Annotated in this window: 16 protein-coding genes; 12 read left to right on the forward strand and 4 right to left on the reverse strand. The window is 38.9% G+C overall.

The genetic code is table 11. The features are described 5' to 3' along the window. Positions 1 to 42: 42 nt before the first annotated feature. Positions 43 to 1,164: a DNA-processing protein DprA gene (dprA, locus tag HMPREF9096_RS07360; RefSeq protein ID WP_032803243.1), complete on the reverse strand. Its 1,122-nt coding sequence runs from the start codon at positions 1,162 to 1,164 to the stop codon at positions 43 to 45. Positions 1,165 to 1,708: 544 nt separating this feature from the next. On the opposite strand from dprA, the gene leuA reads away from it, so the two are divergent. The 4 genes from leuA (at position 1,709) to leuD (ending at position 6,529) form a co-directional block, all read left to right on the forward strand. Then, complete coding sequence (gene leuA, locus HMPREF9096_RS07355; protein WP_009499815.1) at positions 1,709 to 3,256, forward strand: 2-isopropylmalate synthase; 1,548 nt, start codon at positions 1,709 to 1,711, stop codon at positions 3,254 to 3,256. A gap of 84 nt (positions 3,257 to 3,340) precedes the next feature. Continuing rightward, positions 3,341 to 4,417 carry a 3-isopropylmalate dehydrogenase gene (gene leuB / locus HMPREF9096_RS07350; RefSeq protein WP_009499816.1) on the forward strand — a complete coding sequence of 359 codons (1,077 nt, stop codon included), beginning with the start codon at positions 3,341 to 3,343 and terminating at the stop codon, positions 4,415 to 4,417. An 89-nt stretch (positions 4,418 to 4,506) separates the two neighbouring features. Continuing rightward, positions 4,507 to 5,916: a 3-isopropylmalate dehydratase large subunit gene (gene leuC, locus HMPREF9096_RS07345; protein ID WP_009499818.1), complete on the forward strand. Its 1,410-nt coding sequence runs from the start codon at positions 4,507 to 4,509 to the stop codon at positions 5,914 to 5,916. A gap of 10 nt (positions 5,917 to 5,926) precedes the next feature. After that, the gene (gene leuD, locus HMPREF9096_RS07340) at positions 5,927 to 6,529 is read left to right on the forward strand and encodes a 3-isopropylmalate dehydratase small subunit (RefSeq protein WP_009499819.1); all 603 of its coding nucleotides are present in this window, start codon (positions 5,927 to 5,929) and stop codon (positions 6,527 to 6,529) included. Positions 6,530 to 6,571: 42 nt separating this feature from the next. On the opposite strand, the gene recF is transcribed toward leuD, so the two are convergent. The 3 genes from recF to dnaA are packed head-to-tail and all read right to left on the reverse strand — an operon-like array spanning position 6,572 to position 10,130. Further along, positions 6,572 to 7,651, reverse strand: coding sequence for a DNA replication/repair protein RecF (recF, locus tag HMPREF9096_RS07335; RefSeq protein ID WP_009499820.1), 1,080 nt, complete (start codon positions 7,649 to 7,651; stop codon positions 6,572 to 6,574). Between the two features lies 1 nt (position 7,652). Next, complete coding sequence (dnaN, locus tag HMPREF9096_RS07330) at positions 7,653 to 8,753, reverse strand: DNA polymerase III subunit beta (protein ID WP_009499821.1); 1,101 nt, start codon at positions 8,751 to 8,753, stop codon at positions 7,653 to 7,655. Positions 8,754 to 8,765: 12 nt separating this feature from the next. Further along, positions 8,766 to 10,130, reverse strand: a complete 1,365-nt coding sequence (gene dnaA / locus HMPREF9096_RS07325; RefSeq protein ID WP_009499822.1) for a chromosomal replication initiator protein DnaA — start codon at positions 10,128 to 10,130, stop codon at positions 8,766 to 8,768. A gap of 254 nt (positions 10,131 to 10,384) precedes the next feature. On the opposite strand from dnaA, the gene rpmH reads away from it, so the two are divergent. The 8 genes from rpmH to HMPREF9096_RS07285 all read left to right on the forward strand — a co-directional run bounded on the left by rpmH (position 10,385) and on the right by HMPREF9096_RS07285 (position 17,101). After that, positions 10,385 to 10,519, forward strand: a complete 135-nt coding sequence (rpmH, locus tag HMPREF9096_RS07320; protein ID WP_005539760.1) for a 50S ribosomal protein L34 — start codon at positions 10,385 to 10,387, stop codon at positions 10,517 to 10,519. A 12-nt stretch (positions 10,520 to 10,531) separates the two neighbouring features. Beyond that, positions 10,532 to 10,891 (forward strand): ribonuclease P protein component, encoded by a 360-nt coding sequence (gene rnpA, locus HMPREF9096_RS07315; protein ID WP_032803246.1) that lies wholly within the window; start codon positions 10,532 to 10,534, stop codon positions 10,889 to 10,891. Continuing rightward, the gene (yidD, locus tag HMPREF9096_RS07310) at positions 10,855 to 11,115 is read left to right on the forward strand and encodes a membrane protein insertion efficiency factor YidD (RefSeq protein WP_005627402.1); all 261 of its coding nucleotides are present in this window, start codon (positions 10,855 to 10,857) and stop codon (positions 11,113 to 11,115) included. The genes rnpA and yidD overlap by 37 nt, the downstream gene beginning before the upstream one ends. Beyond that, positions 11,115 to 12,743 carry a membrane protein insertase YidC gene (gene yidC, locus HMPREF9096_RS07305; RefSeq protein ID WP_009499823.1) on the forward strand — a complete coding sequence of 543 codons (1,629 nt, stop codon included), beginning with the start codon at positions 11,115 to 11,117 and terminating at the stop codon, positions 12,741 to 12,743. The genes yidD and yidC overlap by 1 nt, the downstream gene beginning before the upstream one ends. A 160-nt stretch (positions 12,744 to 12,903) precedes the next feature. Continuing rightward, a complete protein-coding gene (mnmE, locus tag HMPREF9096_RS07300; RefSeq protein WP_032803247.1) occupies positions 12,904 to 14,262 on the forward strand; it encodes a tRNA uridine-5-carboxymethylaminomethyl(34) synthesis GTPase MnmE in 1,359 nt (452 codons plus the stop codon). A 191-nt stretch (positions 14,263 to 14,453) separates the two neighbouring features. Beyond that, positions 14,454 to 16,322, forward strand: coding sequence for a peptidylprolyl isomerase (gene ppiD, locus HMPREF9096_RS07295; RefSeq protein WP_009499825.1), 1,869 nt, complete (start codon positions 14,454 to 14,456; stop codon positions 16,320 to 16,322). 78 nt (positions 16,323 to 16,400) lie between these two features. After that, a complete protein-coding gene (gene hinT, locus HMPREF9096_RS07290; RefSeq protein ID WP_032803248.1) occupies positions 16,401 to 16,751 on the forward strand; it encodes a purine nucleoside phosphoramidase in 351 nt (116 codons plus the stop codon). After that, on the forward strand, positions 16,751 to 17,101 hold the full coding sequence (locus HMPREF9096_RS07285) for a YcfL family protein (protein WP_009499827.1): 351 nt from the start codon (positions 16,751 to 16,753) through the stop codon (positions 17,099 to 17,101). The genes hinT and HMPREF9096_RS07285 overlap by 1 nt, the downstream gene beginning before the upstream one ends.

Raw genomic sequence — 17,101 nt, forward strand, 5'->3', positions numbered from 1 at the left:
TTATGAAAAAAGAATGGGCGTATATTAGCATAAAAATTTACACTAAACGCGTTTATATAGTCCATTTTCACTTATGATGAGATCTTGCAATTCAAGATCGAGCAACTGAACAAGTAAAACATCGACACTCAAGTTAAATTCTTCAGCTAGATCATCAATGCTCACAGGCGTGTAACCGATACGCGAGTAAAGTTTCGGGTGACTTGGTGCTTCTACCAATCGGCGAGGATCGGGTGGTGGCGTGTAATTAGGCACGGCAATCTGGTCAAAATCAATTTCAGTTTGGCTATGGATAGAATGTTGGTAGAGAGTTTCCAAAATATCCTTTGCATTTTCCACCAACATTGCGCCTTGTTTAATGAGACGATTACAACCTTGGCTAAATTCACTTTGAATATTGCCTGGCACAGCAAAAACCTCTCGGTTTTGTTCCAATGCATACCGAGCGGTAATCAGAGAGCCGCTTTTTTCCGTGGCTTCAACCACTAATGTTCCAACCGAAAGCCCGCTAATAATCCTATTACGACGAGGGAAATTTGTCGCAATTGGTGCTTGGTTTGGTAAAAACTCAGAAACTAATGTACCGTTGTTTTGCAAAATAAGTTCTGAAAGTTTGCGGTGCTTTACGGGATAAATTTGTTCTAATCCGCTTCCCAAAACGGCAATGGTTTGTCCTTGAATATCAACAACTGCTTGATGACAATGCCCATCTATTCCCAATGCTAGTCCACTGGTAATCGTAAAGCCTGCCAATGATAGTTCCGTAGCAAAATATTTAGCCCAATATTCACCATAAGCCGTGCAGTAGCGACTTCCCACCATGGCAATTTGACGTTGTGAAAGTGCGGTCAAATTTCCTTTTACAAATAGCAGAGGGGGAAAGCTCGCTATCTGCTTCAATAGAAAGGGGTAAAAAGGGGAAAAATAATTCACCAAATGATTTCCCTCTTTTTGTGACCACTCTAGCGCTGGCTCAATAAATTTTGCTTCAGGCTTGAACCAACGACGAATTTGAATGGCTCCCCATCCCATTTGTCGAAAAGCAACATCATCATAATTGAGCAACTCATCTAGCGTAATATTGGATAAAATTTTATCAATGCCCACTCCGCCAAGTTTAGGGACTTGCATTAGGCGGAGTAGCGTGTAAGTAATATCGTGCATGCTTTTTCCTTTTTGATTTGAAAATTTAGTATGGAAAAAACGAGTGAAAGAAACGATTAACTTGAAAGCATTTTGCGATATAGATCGCAAAAATTCTTTTTGATGAGTAAAAAATTGCAAAATTTTTCTTATTTTGAAAATGTAAAAAATTAAATAATAAAAATTTGCTGATTGTAATAGACTTGGTTGAATATTCTTTTTATTTTGAATTTATTAGTTAAATGTATATTTTATGTTGTGTTGAAATAAATTTTTTTGATATAAAACGCTAAAAAATAGTTTGACAGCCAGTTTTTTATTCGTAATATGAAAAGCGTTTTACACAGAAGGATTTTTATTTATGTCTCGTATTGTTTCTTTATCTCTCAACCTGCTGCTCTCACATTTTGTGTGCGGCTAAGTTGTGGATAAAAAACAGTCAGATGTAAATACCCAATTTTAAACCCGCACTTTATAAGCTGCGGGTTTTTTTGTCTAAAAAATACAGGAAAACGCACCGCACTTTTGGAGTGATTTCAGAAGAACTTTTAGTAAGGACATTGTTATGACAGATCGCGTTATTATTTTTGATACGACTTTGCGTGATGGGGAACAGGCATTAAAAGCAAGTTTGACGGTAAAAGAGAAATTACAGATTGCTTTAGCACTTGAACGTTTAGGTGTGGATGTAATGGAAGTGGGGTTCCCTGTTTCTTCTCAAGGGGATTTTGAGTCTGTTCAAACCATTGCGCGTCATATCAAAAACTCTCGTGTTGCCGCGTTATCTAGAGCAGTAGATAAAGACATTGATGCTGCATACGAAGCATTGAAAGTCTCTGAAGCATTCCGTATTCATACTTTTATTGCAAGTTCAGCATTGCACGTTGAAGCGAAATTAAAACGTTCTTTTGATGATGTGGTAGAAATGGCTGTTGCAGCAGTGAAACGCGCACGTAATTATACGGATGATGTTGAGTTCTCTTGCGAAGATGCCGGCCGTACAGGTATTGATAATATCTGTCGTATTGTTGAAGCAGCAATCAATGCGGGTGCAACTACAGTAAATATTCCCGATACAGTAGGTTTTTGTTTACCAAATGAATACGGCAACATTATTGCTCAAGTGCGCAACCGCGTGCCGAATATCGACAAAGCTGTGATTTCTGTTCATTGCCATAATGACTTAGGCATGGCAACCGCTAATTCTTTAACTGCAGTACAAAATGGTGCGCGTCAAATTGAATGTACTATCAACGGTATCGGCGAGCGAGCAGGCAATACCGCCTTGGAAGAAGTGGTTATGGCAATGAAAGTTCGCCAAGAATTTATGGGTGTGGATACACGCATCAACACGCAAGAAATTCATCGTGTGAGTCAAATGGTTAGCCAGCTTTGCAATATGCCGATTCAGCCGAATAAAGCCATTGTGGGTTCAAATGCTTTTGCGCACTCTTCTGGCATCCATCAAGATGGTATGTTGAAAAACAAAAATACCTACGAAATTATGTCTCCAGAAACGATCGGTTTAAAAAAAGAAAAATTGAATTTAACTGCACGTTCTGGTCGTGCGGCTGTGAAAGGCCATATGACGGATATGGGCTATAATGAACAAGATTATGATTTGGATAAATTGTATGATGCGTTCTTAAAATTAGCGGATAAAAAAGGTCAGGTATTTGATTATGACTTAGAAGCCTTGGCGTTTATTGATATGCAACAAGGCGATGAGGATCGTTTGGTATTAGATAAACTTTCTGCTCATTCAACGAAAGAATATCCTGCAACAGCCTTTGTTCAATTGAAGTTGGATGGCGAAAAATTAAGTACGTCTTCAATTGGCGGCAATGGCCCAGTGGATGCGGTTTACAACGCCATCTTAAATTTAACTGGCTTAGAAATCAAAATGTCTCACTATAACTTAACCGCTAAAGGCGAGGGGGCAGAAGCATTAGGGCAAGTGGATATTGTCGTTGAACACGAAGGGCGTAAATTCCATGGTGTTGGTTTAGCAACAGACATCGTTGAATCTTCTGCACTTGCTTTAGTCCACGCGATCAATGCGATTTATCGAGCGCATAAAGTCGCCGATATTAAAAGCCACAAACATCATTAACCCAATTCCCCTCTTTATAAAAGAGGGGAGAAAATGTGAAAAAAATTAACCGCACTTTAGTGTGACTGAAATAGGAAAAATAATATGCAATCATACAACATCGCTGTTCTACCGGGAGACGGTATTGGTCCAGAAGTGATGGCTGAAGCCATTAAAGTATTAAATAAAGTTCAAGAAAAATTCGGTTTTAAACTTAACTTCAATGAATTTTATGTAGGTGGTGCTGCAATTGATCATTGTGGTTGCCCATTACCTGCAGAAACCTTAAAAGGTTGTGATGAAGCGGATGCGATTTTGTTTGGTTCTGTAGGGGGGCCAAAATGGACAAATTTACCACCGGATCAACAACCGGAACGTGGTGCGTTATTGCCATTGCGTAAACACTTCAAATTATTCTGTAACCTTCGCCCGGCAACCCTTTATAAAGGCTTAGAAAAATTCTGCCCATTACGTGCGGATATTGCGGCGAAAGGATTTGATATGGTGGTTGTACGTGAATTAACGGGTGGGATTTATTTCGGTCAACCTAAAGGTCGTGAAGGTGAAGGTGCTCAAACCAAAGCATTCGATACTGAAGTTTATTACAAATATGAAATTGAACGCATTGCACGTGCGGCTTTTGAGGCAGCGATGAAACGCAATAAAAAAGTCACTTCTGTGGATAAAGCGAACGTATTGCAGTCTTCTATTTTATGGCGTGAAACCGTGACAGAAATGGCAAAAGACTACCCTGAAGTCACTTTAGATCACATTTATATCGACAATGCGACTATGCAATTAATCAAAGCGCCTGAATCTTTTGACGTTCTACTCTGCTCTAACATTTTTGGCGATATTATTTCTGATGAAGCGGCGATGATCACCGGCTCTATGGGGATGTTGCCATCTGCTAGCTTAAATGAAGAAGGTTTCGGCTTATATGAGCCTGCTGGCGGTTCTGCACCAGATATCGCAGGCAAAGGCATTGCCAACCCAATCGCACAAATTCTTTCTGCGGCGATGATGTTGCGTTATAGCTTCAACTTAAACGAAGCAGCGGATGCCATTGAAAATGCCGTACAAAAAGTCTTAGCAAGTGGTCACCGTACGGGAGATTTAGCCGATGATTCTGCACCTGTTTCAACTGCGGAAATGGGTACGTTAATCGCTAACGCAATCTAATAAAAACAATTAAAGTGCGGTTTAAAACACTGTCAAATTTAACCGCACTTACTACTCTAACAAAAGCCTCTAACGAATTGAGAAAAATTATGGCAAAAACTCTTTACGAAAAATTATTCGATGCCCATGTGGTGTATGAAGCTGAAGGCGAAACGCCGATTTTGTATATTAACCGTCATTTAATCCATGAAGTGACCAGTCCACAAGCCTTTGATGGGCTACGTGTTGCAGGCCGTCAAGTGCGTCAAGTGAGCAAAACCTTCGGTACTATGGATCATAGTATTTCTACACAAGTACGCGATGTGAACAAACTTGAAGGTCAAGCTAAAATTCAAGTGTTAGAACTTGATAAAAATACCAAAGCGACGGGTATCAAATTATTTGATATGACAACGAAAGAGCAGGGAATCGTACATGTGATGGGGCCTGAGCAAGGCTTAACTTTACCTGGTATGACAATCGTCTGCGGTGACTCCCACACAGCTACTCACGGTGCTTTCGGTGCTTTAGCATTTGGTATTGGCACTTCTGAAGTGGAACACGTATTAGCCACGCAAACCTTAAAACAAGCTCGTGCAAAAAGTATGAAAATTGAAGTACGTGGTAAAGTAGCGCCAGGCATTACGGCAAAAGATATTATTCTTGCCATCATCGGTAAAACTACTATGGCGGGCGGTACAGGCCATGTAGTGGAATTCTGCGGTGAGGCTATTCGCGACCTTTCCATGGAGGGGCGTATGACGGTTTGTAATATGGCGATTGAAATGGGCGCGAAAGCCGGCTTAATCGCACCAGATGAAACCACTTTCGAATACTTAAAAGGCCGTCCACATGCACCGAAAGGTAAAGATTGGGATGATGCCGTTGCTTATTGGAAAAACTTAAAATCCGATGATGATGCGAAATTTGACACGGTCATCACATTAGAAGCAAAAGATATTGCACCACAGGTAACTTGGGGAACAAACCCAGGCCAAGTAATAGGTATCGATCAGCCAGTGCCAAACCCAGCAGAGATGGCCGATCCCGTGACCCGTGCTTCAGCAGAAAAAGCATTGAATTATATTGGCTTAGATGCTAACACTGATTTAAAAGATATTCCAGTCGATCAAGTCTTTATCGGTTCTTGTACTAATGCTCGTATCGAAGATTTACGTGCAGCAGCGGCGGTGATGAAAGGTCGTAAAAAAGCGGATAACGTAAAACGTATTTTAGTTGTGCCGGGTTCTGGTTTAGTGAAAGAACAAGCGGAAAAAGAAGGTTTGGATAAAATCTTTATTGCAGCAGGTGCAGAATGGCGTAATCCGGGGTGTTCTATGTGTTTAGGGATGAACGATGACCGTTTAGGCGAATGGGAACGTTGTGCTTCCACATCTAACCGTAACTTTGAAGGTCGTCAAGGTCGTAATGGACGTACCCATTTAGTAAGCCCTGCTATGGCGGCAGCGGCAGGAATGTTCGGTAAATTTGTTGATATTCGTGACGTAACATTAAACTAAGGAGCAGAAAATGGCAGGATTTAAACAACTTTCAGGCTTAGTCGTACCATTGGATGCGGCAAACGTGGATACAGACGCGATTATCCCAAAACAATTTTTACAAGCCATCACTCGCGTAGGCTTCGGCAAACATTTATTCCATGAATGGCGTTATTTGGATATAGAAGGCACTAAGCCAAATCCAGATTTCGTATTGAATTATCCACAATATCAAGGGGCGACTATTTTATTAGCGCGTAAAAACCTCGGTTGTGGTTCTTCTCGTGAACATGCGCCTTGGGCACTGGCGGACTATGGTTTCAAAGTCATGATCGCACCCAGTTTTGCGGATATTTTCTATAACAACAGCTTAAACAACCATATGTTACCGATTCGTTTAAGCGAAGAAGAAGTGGAAGAAATCTTCCAATGGGTGTGGGAAAATGAAGGCAAACAAATCCATGTGGATTTAGAAGCCATGACTGTAACCGTAGGTGACAAAGTCTATCACTTTGAACTGGATGAATTCCGCCGTCATTGTTTGTTAAACGGCTTGGATAATATCGGTTTAACCCTTCAACATGAAGACAAAATCTCCGAATACGAGAAAAACATCCCTGCGTTCTTGCGTTAAAAAATGATAAAAGTGCGGTGATTTTTCACCGTACTTTTTGATCTAATCTAACGTTTTAATGATTCCATTATCGACTGAAAACATTTTTCTGTTTTCGACTTGCATCTCTTTTAATTGTTCTTGAGTAATGGCCGTAACAAATACTTGTGAACCGCTTTGTTGTAATCGTTCTGCCAACAATGCTCGCTTATATTGATCCAATTCCGATGCAAAATCATCGATTAAAAAAATACAATGGCGTTGCTTTTCTTTCATTAAATGCTCGCCTTGAGCCAGTCTTAATGCGCACATTAAAAGTTTAAGTTGTCCACGAGAAAGCACATCTTCCACTGGCAACCCTTGTGCTTTGAAACGAAAATCAGCTTTTTGAGGTCCAGAAAATGTGTAATTTAAGGCACGATCTCGTTCAAAATTTTGCTCAAGAACATCAGCGTAATCCGTATTTTTTTCCCATCCTTGATGAAAGCTGACATTAATTTCTAATTCAGGTAGGAAAAGTTGGCAAGTTTGCTCGATTTCAGGGCGTAGTGCTTCTGCATATTCGTCACGCCATTGAGTCACTTGATGAGCAAGTTTGGCAAGCTCGACATCCCAAACTTTAATAGCGGAGTAGGGCTGATTTTGTGCAAGGGCGGCATTTCGTTGTTTGAGTAATCGATTAAGGTTGCTCCAGGCAGCATAAAAACTTGTTTGGTGGTGAAAAAGTCCCCAATCCAAAAATGCTCGCCGATAACTTGGCCCACCATTCAGTAAGGTTAAGCCCTCAGGGGTGATTAATTGCATTGGCAAAAGATGAGCAAGATCGGAAATTTTATTGCCATCTTCACCGTTAATTTTTACTAACGTGTTGCCTTGACGAAGTTTTTGTAATCCTACAGACCATTGATGTTGGCTTTCTTGGATTTGTCCAAACAGGGTAAAGTGAGGTTCGTCGTAAGAAATGATGCGATTTGTTACCGCACTTTTGAATGAGCGTCCGTGACCAAGATAAAAAATGGCTTCTAATAAGCTTGTTTTCCCGCTGCCATTGTTACCGACCAAAAAGTTAAAGCCGGGATCAAAATTCAGATCGACGGCTGTTAAGTTACGAAATTTTTCGACCAGTAAACGCGAAATCGCCATATTATAAACGCATTGGCATAATTACGTATTCGCTACTGCTGTCTTCGCAGTTTTCGATTAAGCAACTCGAAGAGGCATCAGTTAGGCGCATGCGAACTTGATTACATTTAAGCGCATTTAAAACATCAAGAATATAGGTGACATTAAAGCCCACTTCTAATTCTTCCCCATTGTAATTGACATCTACGATTTCTTCCGCTTCTTCATGTTCTGTGTTGGAGGCAGTAATTTTTAGTTGGTTTTCGCTTAAGTTTAAACGCACGCTACGCACGCGCTCATTCGATAAGATTGATGCGCGAACAAAGGCTTGTTTAAGAATTTCCCAGCTGCCTTCGACAATTTTCGTTGCATTACGAGGCAACACTCGGCGATAGTCAGGGAAACGACCATCAATTAATTTTGATGTAAATACAATGTTTTTTAGATGAATACGTAAATTGTTGGTACCGATTTGTAAACGCGCTGGTTCATCGCTTGTTTCTAATAAACGAACAAGTTCTAACACGCCTTTACGCGGTAAAATCACCGAATGATTTTGTAATTCTTGTTCAAGTGAGATTGTACAGACTGCAAGTCTATGGCCATCTGTCGCCACAGTTCGCAATAAATTGCCTTCTGTTTCAAACTTCATGCCATTTAAGAAATAGCGGGCATCTTGGTTTGCCATAGAAAATTGAGTGGCTTCAATTAAACGGCGCAAGGTATTTTGCGGTAGTTCAAAATCTACTTCAGACTGCCAATCCGTGAGGTTTGGATATTCTTCTGCAGGTTGAGTGGTTAGTGTAAAACGGCTACGCCCAGATTGCACTAATGCACGGTCTTCTTCAAAAGTAACCGTGATTTCTGAATCATCAGATAAAGTGCGGCAAATATCTAAGAATTTTTTTGCTGGAATCGTGAAGGTGCCATTCTCAGAAGACGATGAAAGCTGAGTTTGACTCGATAATTCGACTTCCAAATCTGTGCCTGTGATAGTCAATCGATTGTCTTCAATTTGCAACAATACGTTGTTTAATACAGGAATGTTTGGACGATTACTCAATACGCCGCATACTTGTTGCAACGGTTTTAATAAATTTTCTCTTGAAATACTAAATTGCATTGCGTTCTCCTTTTATGCGGACAAAGTGCGGATTAAATTCGCCCAATCTTCTTGAATGCTATTGTCTTGCTCGCGGAATTTTGGTACTTCTCGGCAAGCGTTTAATACGGTCGTGTGATCACGGTCAAATGCGCGACCGATTTCAGGCAAACTGCGGTTTGTTAATTCTTTTGCTAATGCCATTGCAATTTGGCGAGGACGAGTCACTGAACGCGCACGACTTTTGGATTTTAAATCTGAAACCTTAATTCGATAATATTCAGCTACTACCTTTTGAATGTTTTCAATGGTAACCAAGCGTTCTTGAAGAGCCAAAATATCTTTTAAGGTGTCACGCACGAAATCAATATCAATGTCACCTCCTTTGAAGTCTTGCATTGCTTTCACGCGATTTAACGCTCCTTCGAGTTCACGCACGTTGGTACGTAAGCGTTGAGCAATGAAGAACGCGACTTCTTCTGGCAAGTTCATATTATGTTCTTCCGCCTTTTTCAATAAAATCGCTACACGCGTTTCAAGATCGGGCGGCTCTATGGCTGTTGTTAACCCCCAGCCAAAACGTGATTTTAAACGTTCTTCAATTTTTTCAATTTCTTTAGGATAACGATCTGATGTTAAGATAATTTGACGACCCGTTTCAAATAAGTTATTGAATATATGGAAGAATTCTTCTTGAGTTTTTTCTTTTTCAGCGAAAAATTGAATATCATCCACTAAAAGTGCATCGAGAGAACGATAGAATTTTTTGAACTGATCCATTTTATTATCACGCACTGCTTTTACCATATGTTGCATAAAGTTATTTGCGTGAATATAAAGCACACGCGCATTCGGTTTATTGGCTAAAATGCCGTTGCCAATCGCGTGTAACAAGTGGGTTTTACCTAAACCTGTACCACCATATAAAAAGAAAGGATTGGCCGAAGGTTCGCCTGGCGCTTGAGCAAGTTTTTGACCGACAGCACGTGCGAGTTGGTTCGATTTACCTTCAACAAAGTTATCAAATAAGTGTTTAGTATTGAGATGAGATTCAAATTTTACTGAAGCACTAGATTCAGCTTGAAAATCTACCGCACTTTCTATTTTAGGATTGCCACTTGGTGCACTTTCCACTACTTTGGGTGTAGGTTTGACCCCTTCTTTTAAAGAAATGCGTAGTTCAGGATTTTGTGCAAGTGTTTGACAAATTTGCTGGATTTGTGCGAGATAATGAGTTTCCACCCAACCTTTCACAAACATATTAGAAGCATATAAAACAATGTGGTTATCCGCCACCACATTAGCCTGTAAAGGACGAAGCCAAGTGCTAAGATCGCTGGCTGAAACTTGATCTTGAAGTTGTAACAGGCAACTTTGCCAAAGATTTGAGAGATTCACAAAAGGATCCTTGTTGTTTTTGTAATAGAGAAAAGTGCGGTAAAAATTAGCGGAGATTCTACAATAAATGAGTGGAAAGATCTTCTAAAAAATCGGCTTGAGATTTATACAAAAATCCGTATAATCCCCCCGATTTTGGAAGTTCGAGAGTTTTTCCCGAAAAATTTCCGTTTCTTATTTGACGAACGCGTATTTTATGATTAAAATTGCGCTCTATTTTTATTAACTCATAATCTGGATTTAGGTAGATTACAATGAAACGTACATTTCAACCTTCTGTATTAAAACGTAGTCGTACTCACGGTTTCCGTGCTCGTATGGCAACTAAAAATGGCCGTCAAGTTTTAGCGCGTCGTCGTGCTAAAGGTCGTAAAAGTTTATCTGCATAATCACCGTTCTTAGTGGTTAAGCTGAACTTTTCAAGGGAGTTACGTTTGTTAACTCCCGTTCAATTCAAAAATGTTTTCGAACAACCGTTCAGAGCTAGCACTCCAGAAATAACCATCCTTGCCAGAAAAAATAATCTTGAGCATCCTCGCTTAGGTTTAACTGTCGCTAAAAAACACTTAAAACGAGCTCATGATCGTAATCGTATTAAACGCTTAGTACGAGAAAGTTTTCGTTTATCGCAACATCGTTTACCAGCATGTGATTTTGTTTTTGTTGCAAAAGGTGGTATAGGTAAGCTTGATAATAGCTCTTTTGTGCAAATCTTAGAAAAATTATGGCAACGACACATTCGTTTGGTGCAAAAATCTTAATTGGATTTATTCGTTTCTATCAAGTTGTTATTAGTCCTCTTATCGGACCGCGTTGTCGGTTTGTGCCTACTTGTTCTTGCTATGGAATTGAAGCGTTAAAAACACATGGATTGTTAAAAGGTAGTTGGCTTACTCTAAAACGTGTATTAAAATGTCACCCCTTGAACGCTGGTGGATTCGATCCTGTTCCACCTAAAATTAATAATAACGATGAGAAAAAATAATGGACTCAAGACGTAGCCTATTAGTGTTAGCGCTAATTTTTATTTCTTTCCTTGTTTATCAGCAATGGCAGTTGGATAAAAATCCACAAGTGCCAACTGAGCAAACAACTTCAATGACAGCCAATTCTGATGTTCCGGCAAGTTCTCCTTCTTCTAATTCACAAGTCGTAGCAGATTCTCAAACTCATGGCCGTATTATTACCCTTGAAAACGATGTATTTCGTTTGAAAGTTGATACTTTAGGCGGTGATGTAATTAGTTCCGAATTATTAAAATATGATGCTGAATTGGATTCAAAAACACCGTTTGAGTTATTAAAAGACACCAAAGAACATGTGTATATTGCACAAAGTGGTTTAATTGGTAAAAACGGTATCGATACTCGTTCTGGTCGTGCGCAATATCAAATTGAAGGCGATAATTTTAAATTAGCAGATGGTCAAGCGTCTCTTTCAGTTCCTCTTCTTTTTGAAAAAGATGGTGTGACTTATCAAAAAATCTTCGTATTAAAACGTGGTAGCTATGATTTAGGCGTAGATTACAAGATTAATAACCAAAGTGGTCAAGCTATTGAAGTGGAACCTTATGGTCAATTAAAACATTCTATTGTTGAAAGCTCTGGTAATGTCGCAATGCCAACTTACACTGGTGGCGCATATTCTTCTTCAGAAACAAACTATAAAAAATATAGTTTCGGCGATATGAAAGATAATAATCTTTCTATTGATACTAAAGCTGGTTGGGTTGCAGTATTACAACATTATTTCGTATCGGCCTGGATCCCTAATCAGGATGTAAATAATCAACTTTACACAATTACAGATACTAAAAATAATGTCGCTTCAATTGGTTATCGTGGTCCCGTTGTTACTATTCCTGCTGGTGGCCAAGAAACGATTACAAGTTCTTTGTGGACTGGCCCTAAACTTCAAAATCAAATGGCTACTGTAGCAAATCACTTAGATTTAACGGTTGATTACGGTTGGGCTTGGTTTATTGCTAAACCGTTATTCTGGTTATTAACCTTTATTCAAGGGATTGTGTCGAACTGGGGTTTAGCTATTATCTGTGTAACAATTGTGGTGAAAGCAATTTTGTATCCACTTACAAAAGCACAATATACATCTATGGCTAAAATGCGTATGTTGCAACCGAAAATGCAAGAAATGCGTGAACGTTTCGGTGATGATCGCCAACGTATGAGCCAAGAAATGATGAAACTTTATAAGGAAGAAAAAGTAAATCCACTTGGTGGTTGTTTGCCAATTCTTCTTCAAATGCCAATCTTCATCGCATTGTATTGGACATTTATGGAAGCAGTTGAATTACGTCACGCTCCGTTCTTTGGTTGGATTCAAGATTTATCAGCACAAGATCCTTATTATATTTTCCCTATTTTAATGGGTATCTCAATGTTCTTGTTGCAAAAAATGTCGCCAACACCAGTGGCTGATCCAATGCAGCAAAAAGTGATGAACTTTATGCCATTAGTCTTTATGTTCTTCTTCTTATGGTTCCCTGCTGGTTTAGTGTTGTACTGGTTAGTTTCTAACTTAATTACAATTGCACAACAGCAATTAATTTATCGAGGGTTAGAGAAAAAAGGGTTACATTCCCGTAAGAAATAGTCACTAACTGGCAAAAAGAAAGGCACGAATAGTGCCTTTCTTTATTATTTGATCTTAATATATTCCGTATTTTGTAGAGATAGAGTTTCTTTTTAGAAGAAACAGGGATAAGAGTTATCCCTCTAAATTCAAAGTGCGGCTAGATTTTAAAGAGTTTTTTATGAAAGAAACAATCGTTGCTCAAGCTACTGCGCCAGGTCGTGGTGGTATTGGGATTTTAAGAGTCTCTGGGCCTTTAGCAACAGACGTTGCACAAGCGGTGTTGGGAAAATGTCCTAAGCCAAGAATGGCTGATTATCTCCCTTTTAAGGATGCTGATGGCACTGTTTTAGATCAAGGGATTGCCCTTTACTTCAAATCACCAAATTCATTTACTGGTGAGGATGTATTGGAATTGCAAGGTCACGGTGGGCAGGTTGTATTAGATTTATTACTCAAACGTATTTTACAAATTGATGGAATTCGTTTGGCGAGACCGGGTGAGTTTTCTGAACAAGCTTTTTTGAATGATAAATTGGATCTTGCTCAAGCGGAAGCCATTGCGGATTTAATTGATGCAACATCAGAACAGGCAGCACGTTCCGCATTAAAATCTTTGCAAGGTGAATTTTCAAAGAAAGTAAATGAATTAGTTGATTCTGTTATTTACTTACGCACCTATGTAGAAGCAAGCATTGATTTTCCTGATGAAGAAATTGATTTCTTGGCGGATGGAAAAATTGAAGCAAACTTACGCGGAATTATTAATCAGTTGGAAGATGTTCGCTCAGAAGCCAAACAAGGTTCTATTTTACGTGAAGGTATGAAAGTGGTGATTGCCGGTCGTCCGAATGCGGGTAAATCGAGCTTGCTTAATGTGCTTGCTGGTCGCGAAGCGGCTATCGTAACGGATATTGCGGGCACAACGCGCGATGTACTGCGTGAGCATATTCATATCGACGGAATGCCATTGCATATTATTGATACCGCGGGTCTTCGAGATGCAACCGATGAAGTCGAGCGCATTGGCATTTCTCGCGCATGGACGGAAATTGAACAAGCCGATCGTATTATTTTGATGTTAGATAGTAGCGATCCTGAAAGTGCAGATTTAAGTAAAGTGCGGTCAGAATTTTTAGCAAAATTACCCACAACGTTGCCTGTCACTATTGTTCGAAACAAAATAGATTTAAATGGCGAACAAGCAAGCGAAAGCGAACAGGACTGTTATCAAATTATTAGTCTTTCCGCTCAAACGCATGATGGTGTACAACTTTTACGTGAACATTTGAAACAAGCAATGGGCTTTCAAACTGGTATGGAAGGGGGCTTTTTAGCTCGTCGTCGTCATTTAGATGCACTTGAGAAAGCCGCAGAGCATTTACAAATCGGTTTGGTTCAACTTACAGAATTTCATGCCGGAGAACTTTTAGCGGAAGAATTACGCTTAGTACAAACTTACTTGAGTGAAATTACAGGAGAATTCACATCAGATGACTTGCTAGGTAATATTTTTAGTTCTTTCTGTATTGGAAAATAGCAAGAGTAAAGCGCGGTCATTTTCTTGGGCAAAAATTTAGAGCAAAAGCGGAGATTTTTGGTGGTATAGTGCTGATTGGAATTGGCATTAGCTTGCTTTGTGAGTACGGTGTTTTCACTTTTTAAGATGCTAATCTTCTACGTTTAGATTATAATCGGGGAAAATTTTATGTTTATAACAAGGGTTATAGAATGTTAATTGAAAAAATGCACAATTTATCAAATTCAAAGGCAGCTAAGTTTATTTTGGGTTTGATTACTTTATCGTTTTTAGTCGGCGGTATGTCTGGCTATCTTTTTAGTTCAAATGATACTTACGCTGCAAAAGTTAATGGTGAAGTGATTTCGCAACAAGATTTTTTAAATCGCTACAACCAAGAATTTGAGGCTCGTGCACAACGCGAAGGCGAAGCATTTATGGCTCAGTCAGATTCTCCAGAATTTGTTACCGCACTTCGTCAAAGCACCATCAATCGAATGATTGATCAAGAATTACTTCGTCAATATGCGAAAGAATTAAAATTAGGCGTCAGTGATGAAATGATTAAACGAGCAATCGTGACAGATCCTAATTTTCAAGTTAATGGCAAATTTGATAACGGTGTTTATCAACAAGTATTACAACAAAATCGTTTAAGTTCAGATGGTTATGCGGCTATTTTGCGTGGCGCATTAACTCTTGAACAAATGCAAAGTGGTGTTGCTAACAGTGAGTTTATCGTGCCGGCTCAAGCAAAAAATACCTCACAAGTTTTCTTTCAAAAGCGCTCAGCTCGTTTAGCAACATTATCTCTTACAGATGAAATGGCAAAGCAATCGGTATCTGATGATGAAATTAAAGCTTATTACGAAGCTAATCAAAAATCTTTTGTTCAGCCAGAACAAGTGAAGGTTCAATATATTGATCTCTCTGGTAGCCAAATCGAAAAAGGTATCGAAGTTAAAGATGTAGAAATTGCGCAATATTATCAAGATAATAAAGCTCAATTTATGACTCAGCGTTTAGCTCATATTCAATTTGCAAATGAGCAAGATGCTAAGGATACTTACGATGAATTACAAAAAGGCGCAAATTTCGCTGATGTAGCTAAAGCTAAATCTTTAGATAAAGTTTCTGGTGAGAATGGTGGTGATTTAGGTTGGGTAAATGCGAATGAATTACCAAAAGCCTTTGAAGATGCTGCAGCTGCATTGCAGGTAGGACAATATAGCCAACCAATCAATGTGGATGGCAATTACCATATTGTTTTAGTGCAAGAACGTAAAGCTCAAACTTTAGATGAAGTGAAAGCACAGGTTGCTGATTTAGTTCGTAAATCCTTATTAGAAAATCGTTATTACGCAATTGAAAAGCAAGTGCGTGATAAGGCTTTTGAAGATAGCAAATCGCTGAATAGCGCTGCACAAGTTGCAGGTGTTAAAGTTCAAGAGAGCGGTTATTTTTCTCGTCAAAATGTACCTGCAGAATTAAATTTCCCTAATGTAGTTTCTGCCGTTTTTGAATCTGATATTGCCAATGGTGGCGCTAATTCAGAGCCTTTGAATGTAGGTGATTATCACGCTATTGTTGTGCGTGTGTTAGAGCACAAACCTGAAGGTGTGAGAACATTGGAAGATGCGAAAGCAGATATTGAAATGTTCTTAAAACGCCAGAAGGCTGAAAATGTCTTAAATGAAAAAGCACAACAAGCGGTGAAAGCATTAAGCGAAAATGCTGAATCGAAAGTGGATGGAATTAATTTCTCAAGTGAGCAAATTTTTACTTTAAGTGAAAATAAAGATCCAATTTTAACAAATGGCGTATTCTCAATTGCTAAACCAGAATCAGGTAAAGTGGTTTACCAAGTTGCTCGTAATGAGAAAGGAGATGTGGTTATTATTGCTTTAAATAAAGTAGAAGACGGCGTGCTTAACGATAAAGAATTAAGCCAATTTAGTGCTCAATTATTACGTACAAGTCAGGCAGAAGTTCAAGCGCAATTAATGCAAGGATTGCGTGAGAGAGCAAAAATTGAAGTAAATGATTCTTTCATCAATCAAGATGATGAAGCACAGCAATAATTGATTAAATTGCAATCTCAGATAAATTTTGATAAAAAGTGCGGTAAATTCACCGCACTTTTTTATAGGGAGCAAACAATGGCAGAAGAAACAATTTTTAGTAAAATTATCCGTAAAGAAATTCCTGCAAATATCGTCTATCAAGATGAATTAGTCACAGCGTTTCGTGATATTTCACCACAAGCTAAAACACATATTTTGATCATTCCAAATAAAGTCATCCCCACAGTGAATGATGTAACAGAGCAAGATGAAGTAGCGCTAGGTCGATTATTTAGTGTAGCGGCTAAACTCGCTAAAGAAGAAGGCATTGCGGAAGATGGTTACCGCCTAATTGTGAATTGTAATAAACATGGTGGACAAGAAGTATTCCATTTACATATGCATTTAGTCGGTGGTGAACCTTTAGGTAGAATGTTAGTTAAATAATGAAAAAATATTTTTTAATTTTGGCGAGCCTTGTGCTCGCTGCTTGTTCAAGTTCAGTAGAAAACTTAACTTATTCAACGAAGCCGATTTTAAATATCACATCTAATCTTTCACCTTTAATTCAAGTTGAAACGAGTCAAAAATCAGCGCTTATAAAAAATAAAAGTCAGCAACTTTTGAATATAAGTTACTACTTGTATTGGTACGATCATTTAGGGGTAACCCAAACTTGGGAAAATCAGCAAGAAAGCTATTCCGCTCAATTTTTGCTAAAACCACAAGAAGAGAAATCGATTGATTTAATTAAACCTACTGTAGAAAGTAAAAATTATCGCCTTTATTTAAAATAA

Origin of the sequence: Haemophilus sp. oral taxon 851 str. F0397, assembly GCF_000242295.1 — a bacterium.
In the GTDB taxonomy this organism is placed as follows: domain Bacteria; phylum Pseudomonadota; class Gammaproteobacteria; order Enterobacterales; family Pasteurellaceae; genus Haemophilus.